The sequence below is a fragment of the Stenotrophomonas sp. MH181796 genome, assembly GCF_009659995.1.
GTDB classification, from domain to species: Bacteria; Pseudomonadota; Gammaproteobacteria; order Xanthomonadales; family Xanthomonadaceae; genus Stenotrophomonas; species Stenotrophomonas riyadhensis.
This window is the reverse complement of record NZ_RAHU01000008.1, coordinates 82570-103820: the sequence shown is the minus strand read 5'-3', so window position 1 is coordinate 103820 and position 21251 is coordinate 82570. Positions and strand designations below refer to the sequence as shown.

Below are 21251 nucleotides of genomic sequence, written 5' to 3'. Positions count from 1 at the left end.
CCCTGGCGCTGGCCGTTGTGCCGATGCTCGCGGTGCAGTCGCGTGAAAGTCCGTGCGCTGCGCCCGGATTCAGGAGACTGACGTCAATCGATGACGCTTTTCATATCGCCGGGATGACCATGCCGGGTCTGGCCGTATGACCGATGGCCACTGCGGTGCCGCATACGGGCTGCGATCATGACGCGGTGTTTTTCCTCCGGAGCCCGTCCATGTCGCTGCTTTCCCACCCTGCCCGCCCGCTGCTCGGCCTTGCCGTCATCGCGGCCCTGGCCGGTTGTGCCGCCACCGCCACCAAGCCGACCGCCGTCGAAGCCAACATCACCACCAAGGCGGTGGGCTATCTCGACAAGAGCGCGGTACCGGCCAGCCTCGACCTGGTGCCGGCACCACCGGTCGCCGGTTCGGCCGCCCTCGCCCTGGACGAACAGGTCAGCCGTGAAGCCCGCGCGCTGCGTGGCAGCCCGCGCTTCGCCCAGGCCGGCGTCGATGCGGAGCTCGGCTTCCCCGAAGGGGCCAACCACTTCTCCTGCGCCGCTGACATCGACGTCGATGCGGTGAAGACCCCGGCGCTGTACCGACTGCTCGAGCGCAGCCGGATCGACGCCAGCGCCGCCACCAAGGCGGCCAAGAACCACTACCAGCGCCCGCGCCCGTTCATGGTCAACGGTGAACCGACCTGCTCGCCGAAGGACGAGGAAGGCCTGCGCAAGAACGGTTCCTACCCGTCCGGCCACACCTCAATCGGCTGGGCCTGGGCACTGATCCTGTCCGAGATCGCGCCGGACCGCGCCGATGCCATCCAGGCCCGTGGCCGCAACTACGGCGAGAGCCGCCTGGTCTGCAACGTGCACTGGCAGAGCGACATCCTCGAAGGCCGTTTCATGGGCGCCGCCGCCGTGGCCCGCCTGCACGACAACGCCGCGTTCAACAAGGACCTGCTGGCCGCACGCAAGGAAATCGCCGCCGCACGCAAGGCCGGCCTGCACTCCAGCCGTGATTGCGCCACCGAGAATGCGGTGCTGAAGGTGCGCCCGCAGAGCGCGCTGTAAGCGGTGATCCGGGGTCAGAGCCCTTCCCTTCGGAAAGGGATCTGACCCCAGCGCGGAATGCCGATGCCATCGGGGTCGGATCCCTTTCCGCTGGAAAGGGCTCTGACCCCATTCGGCAACCGGTGGGTGTAAAGCAGAAGGGCCGGCATTGCGCCGGCCCTTCTTCATTGCATCAACGCAGCCACCGCATCAGAACTTCGCGGTGAACTCCACGCCCCAGGTACGCGGCTCGTTGAGGAAGCCGGTCAGGTTGTTGAAGTCGATCGCACCGACCACGCGGGTCTGGTTGGTCAGGTTGCGGCCGAACACGGCCACGTCGTACTGGCCGTAATCCCAGTTGTAGCCCAGGCGCAGGCCGCCTTCCAGCGAACTACGGCCGCGGAATTCCGGCGACTCGTAGATGAAGAAGTTCACTGCGCTGCGGTAGGCCCAGTCGGTGTACGCGTACAGCTCGCTGCCATCGCTGAGCGGGAAGCCGACGCGCAGGGTCGCGTTGTGGATCCACTTCGGTGCCTGCGGCAGCGGGTTGCCGTTCACCAGCGCATAGGTCTGGCCGTTGATCACCGTGGTCGGGTCGGTGATGGTGCAGCCACCGCCACAGATCGCCACCGCCAGGTTCTTGTCCTTGATCTCGGTGTCGTTGTAGCTGCTGCCGAAGGTCAGCAGGACGTTGTCGGCCAGGTAGGCCTCCAGATCCAGCTCCACGCCCTGGCCGATGGTCTTGTCGGCGTTGAGCAGGGTGGCGGTGTTGTTGGTGCCGCCCACCGCGATCAGCTGCTGGCCGTCCACGTTGTAGCGGAACACGCTCAGGCCCAGGCGCGCGCGGCGCTCGAACAGGTCGGCCTTGATGCCGGCTTCGTACGAGATCACCTTCTCCGAATCGGCCTGCGACAGGCCCGGCGCGAAGGCCAGGCGGCCCTGGATCGACGGTGCGCGGAAGCCCTTGGCCACGCGGGCGTAGGCGTTGATATCGTCGGTCAACTTGTACACACCGCTGACATCCCAGCTGATGTCGTTGACGTCGGTGTTGGCCAGGTACGGGCCACTGACCGGGGTACCGAACGGAACGGCCTGCAGCACGCTGGCGCTGAAGTCCTTCTTGTCCTGCGTGTAGCGCACGCCGGCGCGCAGCTTGAAGCGGTCGGTGACATCGAAGTCACCCGAAGCGAACACCGCCCAGGCCTTGTTGCGCTGGTTCTGCACCACGTGGCCGGTCTGCGGATTGCCCGGGGTCAACGAGTCGTAGTTGAAGTTGTTGATGGTCACGTCTTCATCGAAATAGAAGACGCCGGCCTGCCAGTCGAAGCGGCCCCACTCGTTGGACTCGATGCGGAATTCCTGCGTCCACTGGCGATGGTGCGGCAGGCCGTCAGCCGACTCCGAGGAGAATGGAATCAGACCCGGGCCGTAGTTGCCGGCGCCAAGGAACGCCGCACCGTAGCCACCGTCGATGTCGCCACGGTTGAGCGATTCGGCGGTTTCATAACCGGTGATCGAGTGCAGCGTCACCGAGCCGAGGTTCCACTGCAGGCGCGCGCTGCCGCCCCAGGTTTTCAGGTCGGAGAAGTTGACGCCATCGTTGGCCACCTTGTCGCGATCGAAGTTCTCGACCAGCGAATTGCCACCCTTCTGGATGATGTTGGCGCGGAACAGGCGCGCAGTGCCGTTGAGCTTGCGCTTGTGCAGGTTGAACAGCGCTTCGAAGTCGTCGCCTTCGTACAGGAACTGCACGCGGCCGGCGGCTTCGTCATAGCCTTCGAAGCCGCTGTTGGGGGCACCGACGCGGGTGTTGTCGACCCAGTCGTCGCGGCGCTGGTAGATCGCCGAGACACGTGCCGACCAGCGGTCGGTCAACGGACCGCCGTAGGCGCCCTGCACATTCCAACTGTTGTAGCTGCCGTAGCCGACGCGGATGTAGCCATCGGCATCCTGCGACGGACGTGCCGAGTCGAACTTCACCACGCCGGCCGGCGTGTTGCGGCCGAACAGCGTGCCCTGCGGACCGCGCAGCACTTCCACGTTGGCCAGGTCGAACAGCGGGAAGCCCTTCAGCAGCGGGCTTTCCTGCACCACGTCGTCGTACACCAGCGACACCGGCTGCGAGGCATTGAGGTCGAAGTCGGTGTTGCCCAGGCCGCGGATGTAGAAGCGCGGGAAGGCACGACCGTAGGACGACTCGATGTTGAGGCTGGGCACGCGTGCGGCCAGGAAGCGGATGTCATCGCCGGCCGAGCCGAGCACATCCAGCTTCTCGCCCTGGATCGCGGAGACCGCGACCGGCACGTCCTTGGCGTTCTCGACGCGGCGCTGCGCGGTCACCTGCAGGGCGTCGAGGGCAACCGGATCCTTGGCAGCGGGGGTTTCCTGGGCGGCTGCTACCAGCGGCAGCAGGGCGGAAAGAGCGGCAACGAGGGGGCGCGCGACCGGAAATCGGCCACGGGAAGTGCGGGTCGGGGACATGGCGGTAGGCTGTGTTTGGAGGGGTGGTAAAACGGCGCTACCAGATAATTGTTGCAATACAGCACCTGCCCCGCAAATGCCGGCCGTTCATGGCCGCGCCTCCCGGCGCCCGGTGCACTCGCTAGACTCGGGTTTTCCAGCCCCGCGGAGCCGTCCCAATGACCCAGTGGTACTTCCATGCCTCCGCCCAGGCCGAGCGCGTCGGTCCGCTCGATGACGAAGCCGCGCGCCGCTATGCGCAGGCCAACCCGCGCGCCCTGGCCTGGTGCCAGGGCATGAGCGGGTGGACGTCGATTGCCGAGGTGCCCGAACTGCAGTCCGCGGCCCCGGGCATGCCGAACACCCCACCGCCAGTCCCCGCCGCCGCCAGCGGCCGTGCCGACGACATCGAATTCCGCATCGTCGGCCATGAAATGCAGTTCGTGGAGATCGAGCTCGACCCCGGCGAAAGCGCCATCGCCGAGGCGGGGGCGCTGATGTTCAAGGACGCCACGGTGCAGATGGACACCGTGTTCGGCGCTGCCAACGGCGACCAGGGCGGCTTCATGGGCAAGGTGATGGCCGCCGGCAAGCGCGTGCTGACCGGCGAGAGCCTGTTCGCCACCGTCTACACCCAGAGCGGCCATGGCAAGGGCAAGGTCGCCTTCGCCGCGCCCTACCCCGGCACCGTACTGGCAATGAAGCTGGACCAGCATGGCGGCCGCCTGATCTGCCAGAAGGACAGCTTCCTGGCCGGCGCGCGCGGCGTGCAGATCGGCGTGCAGTTCCAGCGCAAGATCATGACCGGCTTGTTCGGCGGCGAAGGCTTCATCATGCAGAAGCTGGAAGGCGACGGCTGGGTGTTCATCCATGCCGGCGGTTGCGTGGTGGAGCGCGAGCTGGCGGCCGGCGAGCGCCTGGACGTGGATACCGGCTGCGTGGTGGCCTACCATCCGACCGTGGACATGGACGTACGCCGGGTCACCGGCATCAAGAGCATGCTGTTCGGTGGCGAAGGCGTGTTCCTGGCCACGCTCACCGGTCCGGGCAAGGTCTGGCTGCAGTCGCTGCCGTTCTCGCGTCTGGCCGGCCGCATGTGGATGGCCGCGCCGCAGGGCGGTGGCCAGAACCGCGGCGAAGGCTCGGTACTGGGCGGCCTGGGCCGGATGCTGGACGGCGACAACCGGTTCTGACCGGACCGGTGGTGCCGGCCGCTGGCCGGCAGCCCCATGGACCGTTGCCAGTTTCCCAATGATTGCCGGCCAGCGGCCGGCACTACCTTTATGAATGGGCGATGTTTCCCACCCTGCCCGCCCCGCCACGGCTTCGGTATGCTGGCGCCCTTTCCTGAATCCGGCGCCGCGAGCGCACTGCCGATGAGCCTGTTCCGCCCCCGCATGCTGCTGTCCGTCGCCCTGATCGGCCTGCTGGCCGGCTGCGGTGGCGATCCGGTCCGTCCCACGCCGCCGCCGGCACCCACCGTGGTGCCGCAGGCCAAGCCGGTGAAGATCGGCATCGCCCTCGGAGGCGGCGCGGCCAAGGGCTTCGCCCACATCGGCGTGATCAAGATGCTGGAGGCCAATGGCTTCGAGCCGGCCGTGGTATCCGGCACCAGCGCCGGCAGCGTGGTCGGTGCGCTGTATGCCAGCGGCATGGACGCGTTCCAGATGCAGAGCAAGGCGGTGGCACTGGACGAAGCCAGCATCCGCGACGTGCGCCTGTTCTCCGGCGGCCTGGTGCAGGGCCAGAAGCTGCAGGACTACGTCAACGAGCAGGTTGCCAACCGTCCTGCCGAGCGCCTGAAGAAGCCGTTCGCCGCCGTCGCCACCCAGCTGGAGACCGGCGAGCGTGCGATCTTCGTGCGCGGCAACGTCGGCCAGGCGGTGCGCGCGTCGAGCAGCATTCCCGGTGTGTTCGAGCCAGTGAAGATCGGCGGTCGCAACTACATCGATGGCGGCGTGGTCAGCCCGGTGCCGGTGGATGCCGCACGCCAGCTCGGCGCCGACTTCGTGATCGCCGTGGACATCTCCAGCAAGGCCAGCGGCAAGGCGCCGACCGACATGCTGGGCATCGTCAACCAGTCCATCTCGATCATGGGCCAGCGCTTGGGCGAGCAGGAACTGGCGCGCGCCGACATCGTCATCCGCCCGAAGGTACTGGACATCGGCGCCGCCGATTTCAGCCAGCGTGGCACCGCAATCCTGGAAGGCGAAAAAGCCGCGATGGCGGCGATGCCGCAGATCCGCGCGAAAATCCAGCAGCTGCAGCGCGCACGTGCCGCGGCGGCCGCACCGGCACCGGTGGCCGCGCCGAAGTGCGAGGAAGCCTCGCGCCTGGGCAAGCTGATGGGCCGCAAGGACAAGTGCTGACCTGAGCCAGCGTGTCGCTGCCGGACAGCGACGCGCGTGCTAGCGCGCGGGCCGGTAACCGCTGGCCTGCTGCCGCTCGCGCCTGCGCATCTGGCGGGCCTGCTCCTGCAGTGTCGCCGTGTGCTGCAGCTGTTCCATGCCATCGGCCGGCACGTGCAGCTGGCGTCGCGCACGGGTCAGCGCCAGATAGACCGCGCGCACCGGGTTGTGCCAGATGCGCCCGCCCTGCCCCGCACTGAAGCAACCGGGCGACAGCGAGACCACGTCGAACTGCAGGTTCTTCGCGTGCTCGGCCAGGCACAGCGCCACCCGCCCTTCAGCGGGCGTGTCCTGGTCATCGAGCGCCTGCAGCAGTGACTGCACCCGATCGGCGGACCCGAACAGTTCAACCAGCGCGCCGTGCCCTTCGTCGGCCTGCGTGGCCAGGAAGCGCTTCCATTCCTGGTCCGATGCGCTGTCGCGGCGCCGGCGCCACGCATCCAGTGGCCGTTGCAGCACGCCGCGCAGCGCACGCAGCGATGCCGGATGCAGGTAGGGCCGCAGCCCGAGCGCGTGCAGCTGTGCCGCATCCAGGGCCAGATCGGCGACGCTGCCATGGATGCGCAGGCCCTCGCTCGGCACCTGCGCCCAGTCGCGGTAATGCAGCACACCGGTGGCGCGGTCGGTGGCACCGACGAACGGCCCACTGTCCTGGCCCAGTCCATCCAGTGCCAGGGTCTGGTTGACCAGGCCCTCGACCTGGTTGCCCTGGCGCACCGACTGGTGCATTTCCAGCACCTTCGACGCGGCCCAGCGCGGCACCGTACCGGTCAGGCACTGGTGCGGATCACCCAGGCTGACCACGCCAGGCGCATGGCCGGCCAGCAACTGCTTCCACGACGGGCTCAGGTCATGCGCCTCGTCCACCAGCAGCATGCCCATGTCCTGCGGGGGGGTAACGCCGCGCAGCGCCAGCCACTTGCCGATGTGCGCCGGGCTGAGACTCAGCAGCGTGCCCCGCTGCAGCTCGGCGTCGAACATGCAGCGCCAGACGTGCTCGGCGGCAGCCATGTACGGCGACACATCGAGCATCGCAGCGGGCACCGAACGGTCGAAATGCTGGAACGCCAAGCCCGTTGCCGACGACGCGCACCAACGGTTGATGGCCTCGAACGCGGTCAGCAGCACCTGCTCCGGGCTGCGCCCACCGATGCCCTGCAGGCCGATGCGGCCGGCAATCTCGCGCGGCGTACGGGTGCTGCGCCGGTAGCTGGCAACGAAGCCACCGGTCTGGCCGCTGCGCGCGGCGTGCTGCGCCACGCGGTTGGCGAACTCGATCTGGGTCAGCAGGCGCACCGCAGTGCTGGCCGGCACGCGGGCGCGGAAGGCTTCCACCTGCCCGCGCGAAGGCGCCATGTAGGTGTAGCGGCCCGGCCGCGCCTCCATCAGCGCCAGCACCAGGTGGCCCTTTCCGGTGCCGGCATAGCCATCGAGGTCGATCAGCTCATCGGGGTTGGCGGCGATGGCGCGCAGCACGCGGGCCTGCTCGGAGGTATACAGGCCATGGTGCTCGACCGACCGCGCATCCGCGGCGACAACCTCATCCTGCGTGGCCTCGTCGTCGTCACTGGAAAATGTGGCGGGAAAGCGGATCTCATGTTCGACCAGGGTTTCCTGGCAGGCCTGCTGCAGGGCCAGGCCCGGGTACTCCCGTGGCGACTGCGCGATGACGTCCTGCAGGATCTCCGCCGGCGCCAGCAGCACGCCGTGGGCGGCCAATGCGGTCAGCCAGGCATCCAGCTCCGGCTGGCCACCGCCACCGGGGCCAGCCAGTTGTGCAGCTGCGCCTTCGTTGCCGGCAAACAACGCGCAGGCATCATGCAGCAGGCGCTCGATCTCGGCTGCTGGATGCAGGCGCGTCCGGCACAGCTGCGCGGCCATCAGTCCGGCCTGCTCCACTGCGGTCTGCGGTGGCGTGCCATGGGCAACGTAGCGCGCCAGCGACTTGCGCTGCAGCGGCAGGAACGTGGTGGTGGGCAGCGGGTGCTGGAGTTCGGACATGCGTGGAACCGGAAAGGAACGCTGCGACGCGCGCAGGGCGGAGATGCTCGGCTACCCGCCCGGCGCCGTCAAATCGCGGCGGCGCGTTCATTCCAGCTGCGACAGCGGCAATGCCTGGAAGCCCTTCACCGTGCGCAGCACGAAGCTGGAATTGGCATCGGCCACGCCACCGGCGTTGAGCAGCCGGTCCAGCAGGAAGTGCGAGAAGTGCTCCAGGTCGCGCACGTAGACGTGCAGCAGGTAGTCCATGTCGCCGGTCAGTGCATGGCAGGCCACCACTTCATCCCAGCCCTGCACGCTGTCCACGAAGTGGCCGATGGCGGCCTGGTCGTGCTTTTCCAGCTGCACGCGCACGAAGGCCTGCAGGCCCAGGCGCAGCTGGCGCGGTTCCAGCCGCGCGCCATAGCCGACGATCACGCCCTCGCTTTCCAACCGCTGCAGACGACGCAGGCAGGCCGAGGGCGAGAGGTTCACCCGTGTCGCCAGCTCGGCGTTGGTGGCGCGCCCATCCCGCTGGATTTCAGCCAGCAGACGTATATCCGTGCGATCGAACTGGACTTCTCCGGCCATTATTGCCCCGCAACATGGTGAGTACGCAAGGATATTGCGCCAACAAGGCCAATCGGCGCAACTTTTGCAACCCTGTTGCGCGCGCCCTGCCCTAGCATCGTGGGTATCCCGTCAAGGAGTGCCCCATGGACCTCGCCCAGCCCCGCCGCGTCGAACACCAGCAGACCGACAAGGGCTACGTGCCGGTGTATACCACCGCGCTCGTCGAGCAGCCGTGGGACACCTACAGCGCCGACGACCACGCCACCTGGAGCACGCTGTACCAGCGCCAGCGCGAACTGCTGGTCGGCCGCGCCTGCCAGGAATTCCTGGATGCACAGGACGAGATGGGCATGAACGCGCACATGATTCCGCGCTTCGACCAGCTCAACGAAGTACTGGGCGCGGCCACCGGCTGGACCCTGGTCGGCGTCGAAGGCCTGCTGCCGGAACTGGATTTCTTCGACCACCTGGCCAACCGCCGATTCCCGGTGACCTGGTGGATCCGTCGCCCGGACCAGATCGATTACATCGCCGAACCGGACCTGTTCCACGATCTGTTCGGCCATGTGCCGCTGCTGATGAACCCGGTGTTCGCCGACTACATGGAGGCGTACGGCCGTGGCGGTGTCAAAGCCCATGCGATCGGCCCGGACGCCCTGCAGAACCTGACCCGCCTGTACTGGTACACGGTGGAGTTCGGCCTGATCGATACACCCGACGGCCTGCGCATCTACGGTGCCGGCATCGTGTCGTCGAAGGGCGAATCGCTGTACTCGCTGGAATCGGCCGCGCCCAACCGCATCGGTTTCGACCTGCAGCGGATCATGCGCACGAAGTACCGCATCGACACCTTCCAGAAGACCTACTTCGTCATCGACAGCTTCGAACAGCTGATGCAGGCGACGTCACCGGACTTCACCCCGATCTACGCGGCACTGTCTGACCAGGCGCATCTGCCGGCAGGCGATGTGCAGGGCGATGACCGCGTGTTCCAGAAGGGCACCGGCGAAGGCTGGGCCGACGGCGGCGACGTGTAAGCCCACGGCGCACAGCACCTCGCACTGAAAAGAAAACGGCGCACCTGGATGCGCCGTTTTCGTTGCTGCCTGCCTGCACCGTCACGGCAGTACAGGCGAGGGCAGGGCGATCAGGCGTCCACGGCCCGGCAGGAACCGCGCACCATCAATTGCGGATGCACGCTGGTTGCGGTCGGCGCATCCGGCACGTCGGCCTGCACCAGCATCGCCGCCGCCACGCGGCCGATGTCGGACACATGGCGACGCACCGAGGTCAGCGGCGGCCACAGCCGCGACGCCAGCGGGCTGTCGTCGTAGCTGACGATCGACAACTGCTGCGGCACCGCGATACCCGCACGCAACGCCACCTGGTACACGCCGGCGGCCATTTCGTCGTTGCCGGCAAAGATCGCACTGGGCCGTTGTCCGCCCATCAGCAGCCGTTCGGCGGCATGCACGCCCGACTCGAACGTATCGCCCGCTTCCAGCACGCGCTCACCCGGCAGGGTCAGGCCCACCTGGGCCAGCCGGTCGAGGAAGCCATGGGTGCGCTCGCGTGCGGTACGGCGATCGCCCGGACCGGCAATCACTGCGATATCGCGGTGGCCGAGCGAGAGCAGGTAGCCCGCTGCCGCGGCTGCACCGTCGCGATCGTGGGTGACCACCGCCTGTGCCTCGTCATCCGACACATGCGCGTTGATGCGGACGTAGCGGCATTCGATGCCGTCGAGCATCTCCGTCAACGCGGCTGACTCGGAGGCACGCGGGCCCAGGATCACGCCGTGCAGCTTCTGCTGCTGCACGAAGCGCCGCACGCCGTGCGCACAGTCCGGAGACTGGCTGTCGCAGGGATGCACCACCAGCTCATAGCCGGTGCCGCGCAGCGCTTCCAGCGCGCCATGCTGCAGATCGACGATGCATTGGGCGCCCGGGTCGTCATACACCAGGCCGATCAGGAAGGAGCGGCGGAACGCGAGGCCGCGCGCCAGCGGGTCGGGCACGTAACCGACCTCGCGCATCAACGCCTCGACCTTGTCGCGGGTGTCTTTGCGCACCAGCGGCGAGTTGTTGATGATTCTTGAAACCGTTTTCTTGGAAACTCCCGACAGTCGTGCGATGTCGTTGATCGTGGCAGCCTTCTTCGATGCCGGCAACGCGGCATCGCTAATAATTCGCACTGACATGTATAGAACCAGGTAAGTCGGAGAAGTCTAGCCTTGCGCCCGGTGGGCGCGAAGTTGCGGAATGTCGCAGCGGATGTGGATCGTGTCGTGTTCGACCGGCCCGGCTGCGTGAGGTTCCATTGTGATCGCTCTACTGGATGTGCATCTGAACCGTTCTTCCGCGCGTGTTCACCCTGAATGCGGACGCGACGCGCGCGAACGCCAACATTCCCTTAACCAGGCTCCGCTACAGTCGGGGCATGGACCTGCAGACCTCTCCGTTTCCGGCGTTCCGTGGCCGCGACCGGTTGATCGCCGCAGTCGACGCGGCGATGACCTCCGGTGATGCCGAACGCATCACCGCCGACCTGCAGCTGGCGCTGCAGGAAGCCATCGCGGACAGCCGCATCGAATTGCCCGAGTGCGTGCACCGTCCGGTCAGTGATCATTACGCGCGACGCCCGCTGTACCACAGCCGCGAACACGGCTACAGCGTGATTGCCATGAGCTGGGGCCCAGGGCAGGGCACGCCGCTGCACGACCACGATGCCATGTGGTGTGTGGAGGGAGTGTGGTCAGGCGAGCTGGAGATCACCCGCTATGAACTGCTGGAGTGCGCCGGCGAGCGCTGGCGTTTCCGCCGCCACGCCGTGCTGCGCGGGGGCTGCGGCAGTGCCGGCAGCCTGATTCCGCCGCACGAGTACCACACCCTGCGCAACGCCAGCGACGAAGCACTGGCGATCTCGGTACACGTGTACGAGGCACAGATGGAGCGCTCGGCGGTGTTCGATCCGCTCGGTGGCGACTGGTACCAGCGCCGCATCCAGGCATTGCAGGCCGACCCGGCCTGAGCCGGGGGCAGGGCGGGGCACCACCAGCACCGTCGTGAGCCACGTGGCATCATGCGCCGCTGCGCTGCCGGACCCGGCGGCGATCCGCGATGCCCGGTCGGGCAAGGAGCAAGACGATGTCCAGCGCTGATCCGCGCCTGCGCGCGCTGTTGAAGCTGGCACCGGTGATTCCGGTGTACACCCCCGAAGATGTGAATGAAGCGGTCGAAGTGGCCCAGGCGCTGTTCCGCGGTGGCCTGCCGGTGATCGAAGTGACACTGCGCACGCCGCAGGCGCTGGATGCGATCAAGGCGATGGTCGAGGCCGTGCCCGATGCCGTGATCGGCGCCGGCACGGTACTCAATGCCGCGCAGATGCAGGCAGCGAAGCAGGCCGGTGCGCGTTTCGCCGTATCCCCGGGTGCGACACCGGCGCTGTATGCCGCCGCACGCGATGCCGACCTGCCGTACCTGCCCGGTGCCGCCACCGCCTCGGACCTGATCCTGGGCCTGGAGCACGGCCACGACACCTTCAAGTTCTTCCCGGCGGTGCAGGCCGGTGGCGCTGCGCTGCTGGCGGCCTGGCACGGCCCGTTCGCCGATGTGCGCTTCTGCCCGACCGGCGGCATCAGCGCGCAGACTGCGCCGCAGTTCCTGCACCTGCCCAACGTGCTGTGCGTGGGCGGCTCGTGGCTGACCACCCCGGCGCTGCTGCAGACCCGCGACTGGGATGCGATCGAGCGCCTGGCCCGCGAGGCGTCAGTGCTGGCCAGCTGAACCTGCTGCACGAATCGTCAAAGGTTTGATCGTGATCAAAGCGCCGGCCTCGTGCCGGCGTCATTCTGTGGGCAAGCGCACTACGGAGATCCGAACATGAATTCAACCATGAAGGCCGCTGTCGTGCGTGAGTTCGGCAAGCCACTGGTGATCGAGGAAGTCTCGGTACCGCGCCCGGGGGCGGGCGAGGTGCTGGTCAAGATCGAGGCCTGTGGCGTCTGCCACACCGACCTGCACGCCGCCGAGGGCGACTGGCCGGCGAAACCGAACCCGCCGTTCATCCCCGGCCACGAGGGCGTGGGGCACGTCGTGGCCGTGGGAGGCGGGGTAGGGCACGTCAAGGAAGGCGACAGGGTCGGCATCCCCTGGTTGTACTCGGCCTGTGGCCATTGCGAACACTGCCTGGGTGGGTGGGAAACGCTGTGCGAAACGCAGCGCAACACCGGTTACTCGGTCAACGGCGGCTTCGCCGAGTACGCACTGGCCGATGCCAACTATGTCGGCCTGCTTCCGAAGGACGTAGGCTTCGTCGAGATCGCGCCGGTGCTGTGCGCCGGCGTGACCGTCTACAAGGGCCTGAAGGTCACCGACACCAGACCCGGTGACTGGGTGGTGATTTCCGGCATCGGTGGCCTCGGCCACATGGCCGTGCAGTACGCACGCGCGATGGGCCTGAACGTAGCCGCGGTGGACGTGGACGACAACAAGCTGGCGTTGGCCCGGCAGCTCGGCGCGCAGATCACCGTCAACGCGCGCACCACCGACCCGGCCGCATTCCTGAAGAAGGAGATCGGCGGCGCGCACGGTGCGCTGGTCACTGCGGTGTCACCGAAGGCGTTCGAGCAGGCACTGGGCATGGTGCGCCGTGGCGGCACGGTCTCGCTCAACGGCCTGCCGCCGGGCAACTTCCCGCTGGACATCTTCGGCATGGTGCTCAACGGCATCACCGTGCGCGGCTCGATCGTCGGCACCCGGCTGGACCTGCAGGAGTCGCTGCAGTTCGCCGCCGAAGGCAAGGTCGCGGCCACGGTCAGCACCGACCGCCTGGAAAACATCAACGACGTGTTCGCGCGCATGCACGCGGGCACCATCGAAGGCCGCGTGGTGCTCGACTTCGCCGCCTGACCGCCTGTGCATGGCCGCCGTCGCTCCGTCCCCCTCTCCCACGGACGCGGCGGCCATGCCTATCCCTGGACGGTGCCGACCGCTGGCCGGCAACCCCAGGCACTTCGCGCAGCCGTACAATGCGCGCATGCCCGGCCTGCTCAAGACCTTTTTCCTGTCCATCGTCGCCCTGATCGGCGGCGTGCTGTCGCTTGCGCTGGTCAGCAGCGTCGCCAGCTGGCTGCCCCCGCTGCTGGGCCTGTCGCCGGGCGACAACAGCGTGCAGTTGGGATGGGACCTGGCCTTCAGTGTGCTGGGCGGCATCGCCGGCATTTCCTTCGCCACCTACTACGCACCGTGCTGGCCGCGTTCGCATGGGTTCTCGATCTGGTCACTGATCACGCTCGGCTGCGGCTACGCGATGTGGACCGCAGGCGCGGATTTCCCGCTGTGGTTCGTCATTTCGCTGCTGGCGTCACTGCCGCTGCAGCTGCTGGCCGGCTGGTGGTTCGGCCGCCGCGCGTCGCGCGATCCGCGCTGAGCGCATCCAGGTAGTGCCGGCCGCTGGCCGGCAACCCCGGCCACGCTACAGGTGCCGGCCAGCGGCCGGCACTACCGCTTCAGCGACGGCAGCGTCTGCTTCAATCGCGCGATGCCCTGCCATGGGTCACCCTTCAGCCGCTTCGCACGCGCCAGCGCCTTGGCCATCGGAAACGCGTCAGCCGCGCTCACCCGCGCCAGTTCTTCCCAGCGCAGCGGCACCGCCACGCCGCCAGAATCGCGTGCACGCAGCGACCACGAGCACACGCTGGTGGCGCCTCGGGTGTTGCGCAGCCAGTCGATGAAGATGACGCCATTGCGCTTGGCCTTGCTCATCGTCGCCACGTAGCGGTCCGGCGCCTGCTCCGCCATCGCCTGTGCGAACGCCTCGCAGAATGCCTTGGCTTCGTCCCAGCCAGCCTTGGGCTGCAGTGGCACCACCACGTGCACCCCCTTGCCGCCAGACAGGCGTACGAAGCTCTCCAGACCCACCTGCTGCAGGCGGTCACGCACATCGCGTGCACCGGCTTTCACCTGTGCCCAGCTGACGCCGTCACCAGGGTCGAGATCGAACACCAGTCGATCCGGATGCTCCGGGTCGGCCACGGTCGCACCCCAGGGATGCAGCTCCAGCGTGTTCATCTGCACCAGTTGCAGCAGGCCCCGCGCATCGTCGATGTAGACGTAATCCTCGCGGCCGCTCTTCTGCAGGAGGGGCACCGCATGTACCGCATCGCCCAGGCCGGGGCCATGATGCTTCTGGAAGAAGCAGGCCTTGCCCACGCCGTCCGGGCAGCGCAGCAATGACAGCGGACGTCCGCCAAGTTCGGGCAGGATCCAGCGCGCCATGCGCTGGTAGTAGTCGGCCACGTCGCCCTTGCTCAGTTTCTGCTTTGGAAACACCACCCGCTCAGGATGGGTGATCTGGACCTCACCTCCGGGTTCGGCATCTGCGGTGCTCATTCCCAGGTCCTCCTCCTGCTTGTCGCTGCGCAGCCGCTTGAAACTGGCCTGGCGCAGCAGGCCTTCCTTGCCCCAGCCACGGAACGCCACCTCCGCCACCGTCACCGGTTTCACCCAGCGTACGCTGGCGGCGCGGAACGGCACATGCGCCGGCAGCTGCAGCACCGGCGTCTTCACTGCCAAAGGCTGCAGTGCCTTGAGCAGCGCGCGCAGGCGCTCGTCGTCGAAGCCGGTACCCACGCGGCCCACATAGCGCAGCCCGGCCTTGTCCGGCGTGGCCAGAAGCAGCGAGCCGAATCCCACCCGGGAACCCTTGGGTGCCGTATAGCCGACGATCACGAACTCGTCGGTGTCTTCGTGCTTCACCTTCACCCAGCTGCGCGCGCGGGTGTTTACGTACGGCGCATCCACCTGCTTGCTGACGATGCCTTCGAAGCCGGCATCGCCGCTGGCATCGAACACCTGCGGCCCATGGTCGACCACGTGTTCGCTGAAGGCCAGTGTGCCGGGCGCCGGCCCGATGAGATCCTTCAGCAGCGCCTTGCGTTCCAGCAACGGCGCACGACTGATGTCCACGCCGGCCACACCCGGAAGATCGAACACGATGTAACGCAACGGTTGCTTCGAGCTTCCATCGATCACGCGCTGCAGTGCTGCGAAATCGCTGCGTCCTTCCTTGTCCAGAACCACCAGCTCGCCATCCAGGCGCGCATCGCGCACCGGCAGCGCCAGCACGGCCTGCGCGACCTCGGGAAAATCGGCCGTCCAGTCCAGGCCGTTGCGCGAGCGGAGCTTCACCTCGCCATCGTGCAGATCGGCCAGCAGACGATAGCCGTCCCACTTGATCTCATGCAGCCAGCGCTCGCCGTCGGGGGCACTGTCGCGATGATCGGTCAACTGCGGTTTGAACCCAAGGGGATAGGGCGTATCACGTGCGCCGTGCAGTTGCAGCGCGCGTGCATGCCAACGCGCATCGGCCTTGCGCGTGGTCGTGCGTGCGACGGGTGCAGCACGCGCCGCCTTTGCTGTGGAACGCTTCTTCGCCGCAGGTGCTCGTTTCGGCGTGGGTGCCGTCAGCAGGTCATCCGCCTCCGCGTCGCGCGCTTCGCCATCATCGCGCTTGATCAGCAGCCACTGCACCTGACGCCCTTTCATTGCCGTACGCACCAGCTTCCAGCCACCGGCCAGGCGTTGCCCGTGCAGCACGAAGTCGATCTTTCCAGCCGCCAGCGCCTGCTGTGGATCAACTTCACAGGCCCAGGTGCCGTGATCGAAGACATCCACGTGGCCAGCGCCATAGTGGCCTTCAGGAATGTCTCCTTCGAAACCGGCGTAGGACAACGGGTGATCTTCCACCTCCACGGCCAGCCGCTTCTCACCGACGCGCAGCGAAGGCCCCTTGGGCACGGCCCAGCTCTTCAGTACGCCGTCCATTTCCAGGCGGAAGTCATAGTGACGCGAGCTTGCGTGATGCAGCTGGATGACGAAGGTCGGCCGCCGCTTCGGATCGCCGCGTGCGGGCGTGTCGTCAGGCTCCGGCGTCTGCCCGGCGCCACCACCCAGTCTGCGCTTGCGCCGGTACTGGTGCAGCGACATGGTTCAACCTGCCTTGCGCCGCGTGGTCTTCTTTACGGCCTTTTTGGCGGCCTTCTTCGCAGCCTTCTTCGCCGGTGCCTTGCGCATTGCCGTCTTCTTCGCCGGCGTGCGCTTGTTGGCGTCCAGGCTCTTCTGAAGCAACGCCATGAAATCCACCACATTGGTGGTGGCATCTTCACGCGGTGCGGGCTCGTCTTCCACCCGGGTAGTGCCGCCCTTGGATTTGATGCGCTTGTTCAATACCAGCTGCAGACGCTCGCGGAACTCATCGTGATAATCCGAAGGATCCCAGTCACCGGCCATTGATTCGATCAGCTGTTCGGCCATCGCCGTTTCCTTGCTGGTGATGCGATAGTCGGACAGTTTTCCGGTGGGCAGCTTGTAGTCCTCGGGATCCACCAGCTCCTGCGGATAGCGCAGGATCATCAGCACCAGCGCGTCCTCATGCGGCATCACCGCGCACAGGTATTCGCGCGTGCGCACCACCACCCGCGCGATGCCCACCTTGCCGGTACTGCGCAGCGTTTCGCGCAACAGCACATAGCCCTTTTCGGCCTTCTTGCCGGGCACCAGCAGATACGGTTTCTCGTAGTAGCGTGGGTCGATCTGCGCCGCATCCACGAACGATTCCACCTCCACCGCTTCGTGGCTTTCCGGCGCCGCCGAACGGATATCACCTTCCTCCAGCACGACATAACTGCCCTTGTCGTACTCATAGGCTTTGACGATGTCCCTCCAGGGCACTTCCTCGCCGGTGTCGGCGTTGACCCGTTCGAAACGGATCGGCTTGCGGTCGCGGGAGTCGAGCATGCGGAACTGCAGATCGACCTTGCGTTCGCCGGACATCAGTGACACCGGCACGTTGAGCAGGCCAAACGACAACGTGCCGGTCCAGATCGGGCGGGCCATGGGCGCACCTTTGGCGGGGCAGGGTGCCCAGCGTGGGCCGGAGAGCGTAAACCAGCCGTGTCCGTGCCGTGCACGTGGGTTCTACGGAAAGCGGTAGTGCCGGCCGCTGGCCGGCCGAGGCTCGCGGCCTGAAGTTTCCTGGGGTTGCCGGCCAGCGGCCGGCACTACTGCAGTAACGGCCTCACCGCCGCCGCCGGAATATGGTCCAGCGCGCGCCAGGCGTCTTCCACCACCGGCCGCGCCTGCGACCAGCTCAGCCGCGACTGCCCACGCATCTGTTCCCAGTGCTCGGCCAGTTCCTCGCAGGTATCGGCAGCGTCGCCACGCGGCCAGTCAGCGGCGTGCGTGGTCAGCGCGAAGGCATACACCGGGCACAGGTCACGCCAGTTGCGGTGGTTCTGCCCGCGACGCTCTTCGTAGTCGCTGAGCATGTACTGCAGGTAGTCCTGCGCCACCGCCTGCGGATCCTCATGGCGGCGCGTGCGGCGCTGCGCGGTGCGCTGGCCGAGCGGATCGAGCAGGGCGTTGAACACGGACGGTGCGGGTCGTTCAAGACGGGGCATGGCCGGCTCCTGCAGCGGGGGCGGGTGGGCAGGAATACGCGCGGTGGCGTTACCAGCGGGTGAGCGAGATGTTCATGACGCCAGGTTCGCGGCGGCTTTACCTGCAGGGCGATGTAGTGGGAGCCCCGAGCGCAGGTAGCCAGACCATGAGCCGAGAGACCTCCCGCGACCCGCTGCGCGCGAACCATCCGCCCATTCCCGGCGAGCAGCGCGGCAAGCGCGATGCCGACAACGCCGACTACCGCGGCACCGGCGCACCGTTCTTCGACGCCGAGCACGGTGACGACCACCTGCCGGTGAAGCATGTGGCTGAACAGGCCGCCCAGGACCGCAAGGACGGCGGTGACCGCCATCGTGGCGGCCAGGAAAGCCCGCTCAAGCGGCGTGAACGCAAGCAGCGCGCCAGCGACAACCAGGACGAGGCGCTGGAGGAGACGTTCCCGGCCAGCGACCCGACCTCGCCGTTCGTGCCGGCCAAGGCCCCCGACTGACGGGTAGTGCCGGCCGCTGGCCGGCAACCTCCTGACATCCTGCACGGCGCGATTCTGGCCAGGGCCCCCGACTGACCGGTAGTGCCGGCCGCTGGCCGGCAACCTCCTGACATCCTGCACGGCGCGATTCTGGCCAGGGCCCCCGACTGACCGGTAGTGCCGGCCGCTGGCCGGCAACCTCCTGACGTCCTGCACGGCGCGATTCTGGCCAGGGCCCCCGACTGACCGGTAGTGCCGGCCGCTGGCCGGCAACCTCCTGACATCCTGCACGGCGCGATTCTGGCCAGGGCCCCCGACTGACCGGTAGTGCCGGCCGCTGGCCGGCAACCTCCTGACGTCCTGCACGGCGCGATTCTGGCCAGGGCCCCCGACTGACCGGTAGTGCCGGCCGCTGGCCGGCAACCTCCTGACATCCTGCACGGCGCGATTCTGGCCAGGGCCCCCGACTGACCGGTAGTGCCGGCCGCTGGCCGGCAACCTCCTGACGTCCTGCACGGCGCGATTCTGGCCAGGGCCCCCGACTGACCGGTAGTGCCGGCCGCTGGCCGGCAACCTCTTGACGTCCCTGCACGGCGCGATGCCGGCCAGCGGCTGGCACTACCCCTTCAGCGCCACGACCATTGCAGGCCGACGTTGGCCCGCCGTCCCGGTCCCGGCTCGTAGAAGCGGCCATTGCCGTCATTGACGATCACCGAGCCGATGTAGGCCTGGTCCAGCACGTTCTCCAGCCGGGCGAAGGCGCGCAGCTCGCCACCCGGCAGCGTCCAGCGACGGCCGGCTTCCAGATGCAGCAGGGCGAAGCCGGGCGCACGTTCGGTCGCCACGTCGTTGACCACGGTATCGCTACTGGCGGAGGCCTCCAGCGCCCACTGCCAGTCGGCGGGGGACCACTGCAGCCTGGCGAAGGCCTGCTGGCGCGGTACCCCGGGAAGGCGGCTGCCGGCAGCAACCAGGGTGTTCGAGGTCAGGTACGGCGAACGCACCTGCGCCTGCAGCCAGGTCCACGCCAGCTGCAGCTCCAGCTGCTCGGCCAGCGGCTGTCGGTACTGCAGTTCCACACCCTGGCGGCGGGTGCGGCCGATGTTGCGATAGGTGCTGCGCCCGCCAGAATTGCTGGCAACTGCCAGCTCATCGTCGGTATCTGCGCGGAACAGGCTGATATCAAGCTGGGTTCCATCCTGTGCGCGCCACTTGCTGCCTACCTCCAGATTGCGGCTGCGCGCAGCGGCCAGATCCAGCGCCAAACCCGCCAGGCCATCGGCGCGATAGCCCAGCTCGTTGAAGGTGGGCGTCTCGAAGCCGCGGCCCACGGCGGCGTGCAGCCGCCACTGCGGGTTGGCCTCGAAGCTGACGCCTGCCACCGGCGTAGTCGCCTGGTAGCGGCGGCGGCCGCTGTCGTCCGGGTTGCGATCGGTGATGTAGCGGTCATTCGATTCGAATCGCACGGCGCTGTGGCGCAGCCCAGCCAGCAACGACCAGCGCGGGCTCCATTGCCACCAGGCCTGGGCGAACTGGTCCACGTTCTGCACCGTGTCGATCTGGTCGCGGCGCAGGCGCCCGCGCACGCCGAGGGCGCTGCCGATGAAGTTCTCGTAGCCGGTGCGGTGCTGGCGCTGGCGGTCTGCGCTGAGCCCGGCCACCAGGTCCAACGGTCGGCCAGCGAGGTCACCGTGCCAGCCCCAGCGCGCGTCCAGGCCGCCATAGCCGCCCTCCAGATCGATCACTCCGCCAGCGTGCAGCGGGTTCGCCTGGGCGGTCGGCGGAATCGGCAGGTATTGCGTCACCGTGCGCTGGCCGGCATAGCCCATCAGCTGCCAGCGCTGCGCGCCGGTTTCCCGGGTCCAGCGCAGACCGGCCTGCTGCTGGCGCACCGATTTGCGGGTGTTGTACTGGTGCGCCACCGCCGTGGCCTGGCGCGGATCCGCCGCCACCTGGGCACGGCTCAGGCCCAGCGGATCCTGCGCATCGGGGGCATCAAGCACATTGAGCAGCAGCTCCAACCGCCCACCGCCCAGATCACCACCGATGCGCGCATTGAGCGATTCGCGGCGCGCACGGCTGTGGTCGCGCCAGCCATCGGTGCGGAAGTGATTGGCGGCGATGTTGTAGTCCAACGCTTGGCCGGCACCCTTCAGCTGCGCGCCGACACTGAGCGTGGTGTCGGCGCCGGCGTTCACGCGCAACCGCCACGGGTCGCCGGCCTGGCCCTGCGCGCTCCACACCTGCAGCACGCCGCCGGAGGAATTGCCGTACAGCGCCGAGAACGGCCCGCGCAGTACCTCGATGCGTTCGGCGCCCAACAAGCTGGCGTGCGACAGCTGGCCCTGGCCATCGGGCATGGTCGCCGGCACCCCGTCGATCAACACCCGCACCCCGCGCACCCCAAAGGTCGAGCGCGCGCCGAAGCCACGGATCGACAGCTGCGTATCCTGGGCGAAGTTCTGCCGGTCGCGCGCCAGTAATCCCGGTACACCGGCCAGCGCCTCGGACAGCTGTGCGCCGGTGCCAGCACGGCTGGCGTCGATCCAGACCGTGTCCTGGCTGGCCGGCAGCGCGAACGGGTCGATGCCCGGCACCCGCGCAGCCTGCACCTGCACGGCGGGCAGGGCGGTGGGCGCAGGCTCGGCCATGGCCGCCAATGGCGACAGCAGCAGAGCGGACAACGGCAGGCAACGGCGGCGTGCGGCAGGATTCATGATTCAGGTTGATGGATCGGGCGGCAACGCACGCCATGGTACGGGGCGGCAGATGACGATGGCGGCGGCCAGCCCCGGCAGGCTTTGTTACGATGGGCTGTTTCCGGCCCCAAAGCCGTAAGCCGCGTGGCGCAATTCCTCCCCCTTTCCGTCTA

At 67.7% G+C, this 21251-nt stretch carries 17 protein-coding genes; 9 read left to right on the top strand and 8 right to left on the bottom strand.

Going from position 1 to position 21251, the window contains the following annotated elements:
- Window positions 1-209 precede the first annotated feature (209 nt).
- Entirely contained in the window at window positions 210-1049 is an 840-nt protein-coding gene (locus D5301_RS19790; protein WP_153856660.1) for a phosphatase PAP2 family protein, read from the top strand.
- A gap of 189 nt (window positions 1050-1238) precedes the next feature.
- Here the strand turns inward: D5301_RS19790 and D5301_RS19785 are convergent, their stop codons facing one another.
- Entirely contained in the window at window positions 1239-3509 is a 2271-nt protein-coding gene (locus tag D5301_RS19785; protein WP_153856659.1) for a TonB-dependent receptor, read from the bottom strand.
- A gap of 158 nt (window positions 3510-3667) precedes the next feature.
- Here D5301_RS19785 and D5301_RS19780 point away from each other — a divergent pair, with 158 nt between their 5' ends.
- Together D5301_RS19780 and D5301_RS19775 are read left to right on the top strand one after the other, a co-directional pair.
- Window positions 3668-4681, top strand: a complete 1014-nt coding sequence (locus D5301_RS19780) for a TIGR00266 family protein (protein WP_153856658.1) — start codon at window positions 3668-3670, stop codon at window positions 4679-4681.
- A 183-nt stretch (window positions 4682-4864) separates the two neighbouring features.
- Window positions 4865-5857, top strand: coding sequence for a patatin-like phospholipase family protein (locus D5301_RS19775; protein ID WP_019337382.1), 993 nt, complete (start codon window positions 4865-4867; stop codon window positions 5855-5857).
- Between the two features lie 39 nt (window positions 5858-5896).
- On the opposite strand, the gene D5301_RS19770 is transcribed toward D5301_RS19775, so the two are convergent.
- Both D5301_RS19770 and D5301_RS19765 read right to left on the bottom strand, forming a co-directional pair.
- On the bottom strand, window positions 5897-7897 hold the full coding sequence (locus D5301_RS19770) for a hypothetical protein (protein WP_153856657.1): 2001 nt from the start codon (window positions 7895-7897) through the stop codon (window positions 5897-5899).
- An 87-nt stretch (window positions 7898-7984) separates the two neighbouring features.
- The gene (locus D5301_RS19765; protein WP_004153377.1) at window positions 7985-8467 is read right to left on the bottom strand and encodes an Lrp/AsnC family transcriptional regulator; all 483 of its coding nucleotides are present in this window, start codon (window positions 8465-8467) and stop codon (window positions 7985-7987) included.
- Between the two features lie 125 nt (window positions 8468-8592).
- Here D5301_RS19765 and phhA point away from each other — a divergent pair, with 125 nt between their 5' ends.
- Window positions 8593-9486: a phenylalanine 4-monooxygenase gene (phhA, locus tag D5301_RS19760; protein ID WP_110710638.1), complete on the top strand. Its 894-nt coding sequence runs from the start codon at window positions 8593-8595 to the stop codon at window positions 9484-9486.
- 110 nt (window positions 9487-9596) lie between these two features.
- On the opposite strand, the gene D5301_RS19755 is transcribed toward phhA, so the two are convergent.
- Window positions 9597-10649: a LacI family DNA-binding transcriptional regulator gene (locus tag D5301_RS19755; protein WP_153856656.1), complete on the bottom strand. Its 1053-nt coding sequence runs from the start codon at window positions 10647-10649 to the stop codon at window positions 9597-9599.
- Between the two features lie 239 nt (window positions 10650-10888).
- On the opposite strand from D5301_RS19755, the gene D5301_RS19750 reads away from it, so the two are divergent.
- The 4 genes from D5301_RS19750 to D5301_RS19735 all read left to right on the top strand — a co-directional run bounded on the left by D5301_RS19750 (window position 10889) and on the right by D5301_RS19735 (window position 13879).
- The gene (locus tag D5301_RS19750) at window positions 10889-11479 is read left to right on the top strand and encodes a cysteine dioxygenase family protein (RefSeq protein WP_088023016.1); all 591 of its coding nucleotides are present in this window, start codon (window positions 10889-10891) and stop codon (window positions 11477-11479) included.
- A gap of 116 nt (window positions 11480-11595) precedes the next feature.
- Window positions 11596-12234 (top strand): bifunctional 4-hydroxy-2-oxoglutarate aldolase/2-dehydro-3-deoxy-phosphogluconate aldolase, encoded by a 639-nt coding sequence (gene eda, locus D5301_RS19745; RefSeq protein ID WP_057501592.1) that lies wholly within the window; start codon window positions 11596-11598, stop codon window positions 12232-12234.
- Window positions 12235-12330: 96 nt separating this feature from the next.
- Window positions 12331-13359 carry an alcohol dehydrogenase AdhP gene (gene adhP / locus D5301_RS19740; protein WP_153856655.1) on the top strand — a complete coding sequence of 343 codons (1029 nt, stop codon included), beginning with the start codon at window positions 12331-12333 and terminating at the stop codon, window positions 13357-13359.
- A 127-nt stretch (window positions 13360-13486) separates the two neighbouring features.
- Entirely contained in the window at window positions 13487-13879 is a 393-nt protein-coding gene (locus D5301_RS19735; protein ID WP_153856773.1) for a hypothetical protein, read from the top strand.
- A 71-nt stretch (window positions 13880-13950) separates the two neighbouring features.
- Here D5301_RS19735 and ligD read toward each other — a convergent pair whose 3' ends face one another.
- The 3 genes from ligD to D5301_RS19720 all read right to left on the bottom strand — a co-directional run bounded on the left by ligD (window position 13951) and on the right by D5301_RS19720 (window position 17909).
- Window positions 13951-16437, bottom strand: a complete 2487-nt coding sequence (gene ligD / locus D5301_RS19730; protein WP_110710634.1) for a DNA ligase D — start codon at window positions 16435-16437, stop codon at window positions 13951-13953.
- A 3-nt stretch (window positions 16438-16440) separates the two neighbouring features.
- Complete coding sequence (locus D5301_RS19725; protein ID WP_110710633.1) at window positions 16441-17346, bottom strand: Ku protein; 906 nt, start codon at window positions 17344-17346, stop codon at window positions 16441-16443.
- A 164-nt stretch (window positions 17347-17510) separates the two neighbouring features.
- Window positions 17511-17909, bottom strand: coding sequence for a hypothetical protein (locus D5301_RS19720; RefSeq protein ID WP_032954739.1), 399 nt, complete (start codon window positions 17907-17909; stop codon window positions 17511-17513).
- Between the two features lie 146 nt (window positions 17910-18055).
- Between D5301_RS19720 and D5301_RS19715 the strand changes: the two genes are divergently transcribed.
- On the top strand, window positions 18056-18400 hold the full coding sequence (locus D5301_RS19715) for a hypothetical protein (RefSeq protein WP_110710632.1): 345 nt from the start codon (window positions 18056-18058) through the stop codon (window positions 18398-18400).
- A gap of 605 nt (window positions 18401-19005) precedes the next feature.
- Here the strand turns inward: D5301_RS19715 and D5301_RS19710 are convergent.
- Complete coding sequence (locus D5301_RS19710; RefSeq protein ID WP_153856654.1) at window positions 19006-21096, bottom strand: TonB-dependent receptor; 2091 nt, start codon at window positions 21094-21096, stop codon at window positions 19006-19008.
- Window positions 21097-21251: the final 155 nt, after the last annotated feature.

Coding starts and splice junctions, on each gene's coding strand:
- D5301_RS19790 (WP_153856660.1), top strand. CDS start 210: ATGTCGCTGCTTTCCCACCCTGCCCGCCCGCTGCTCGGCCTTGCCGTC.
- D5301_RS19785 (WP_153856659.1), bottom strand. CDS start 3,509: ATGTCCCCGACCCGCACTTCCCGTGGCCGATTTCCGGTCGCGCGCCCC.
- D5301_RS19780 (WP_153856658.1), top strand. CDS start 3,668: ATGACCCAGTGGTACTTCCATGCCTCCGCCCAGGCCGAGCGCGTCGGT.
- D5301_RS19775 (WP_019337382.1), top strand. CDS start 4,865: ATGAGCCTGTTCCGCCCCCGCATGCTGCTGTCCGTCGCCCTGATCGGC.
- D5301_RS19770 (WP_153856657.1), bottom strand. CDS start 7,897: ATGTCCGAACTCCAGCACCCGCTGCCCACCACCACGTTCCTGCCGCTG.
- D5301_RS19765 (WP_004153377.1), bottom strand. CDS start 8,467: ATGGCCGGAGAAGTCCAGTTCGATCGCACGGATATACGTCTGCTGGCT.
- phhA (WP_110710638.1), top strand. CDS start 8,593: ATGGACCTCGCCCAGCCCCGCCGCGTCGAACACCAGCAGACCGACAAG.
- D5301_RS19755 (WP_153856656.1), bottom strand. CDS start 10,649: ATGTCAGTGCGAATTATTAGCGATGCCGCGTTGCCGGCATCGAAGAAG.
- D5301_RS19750 (WP_088023016.1), top strand. CDS start 10,889: ATGGACCTGCAGACCTCTCCGTTTCCGGCGTTCCGTGGCCGCGACCGG.
- eda (WP_057501592.1), top strand. CDS start 11,596: ATGTCCAGCGCTGATCCGCGCCTGCGCGCGCTGTTGAAGCTGGCACCG.
- adhP (WP_153856655.1), top strand. CDS start 12,331: ATGAATTCAACCATGAAGGCCGCTGTCGTGCGTGAGTTCGGCAAGCCA.
- D5301_RS19735 (WP_153856773.1), top strand. CDS start 13,487: ATGCCCGGCCTGCTCAAGACCTTTTTCCTGTCCATCGTCGCCCTGATC.
- ligD (WP_110710634.1), bottom strand. CDS start 16,437: ATGTCGCTGCACCAGTACCGGCGCAAGCGCAGACTGGGTGGTGGCGCC.
- D5301_RS19725 (WP_110710633.1), bottom strand. CDS start 17,346: ATGGCCCGCCCGATCTGGACCGGCACGTTGTCGTTTGGCCTGCTCAAC.
- D5301_RS19720 (WP_032954739.1), bottom strand. CDS start 17,909: ATGCCCCGTCTTGAACGACCCGCACCGTCCGTGTTCAACGCCCTGCTC.
- D5301_RS19715 (WP_110710632.1), top strand. CDS start 18,056: ATGAGCCGAGAGACCTCCCGCGACCCGCTGCGCGCGAACCATCCGCCC.
- D5301_RS19710 (WP_153856654.1), bottom strand. CDS start 21,096: ATGAATCCTGCCGCACGCCGCCGTTGCCTGCCGTTGTCCGCTCTGCTG.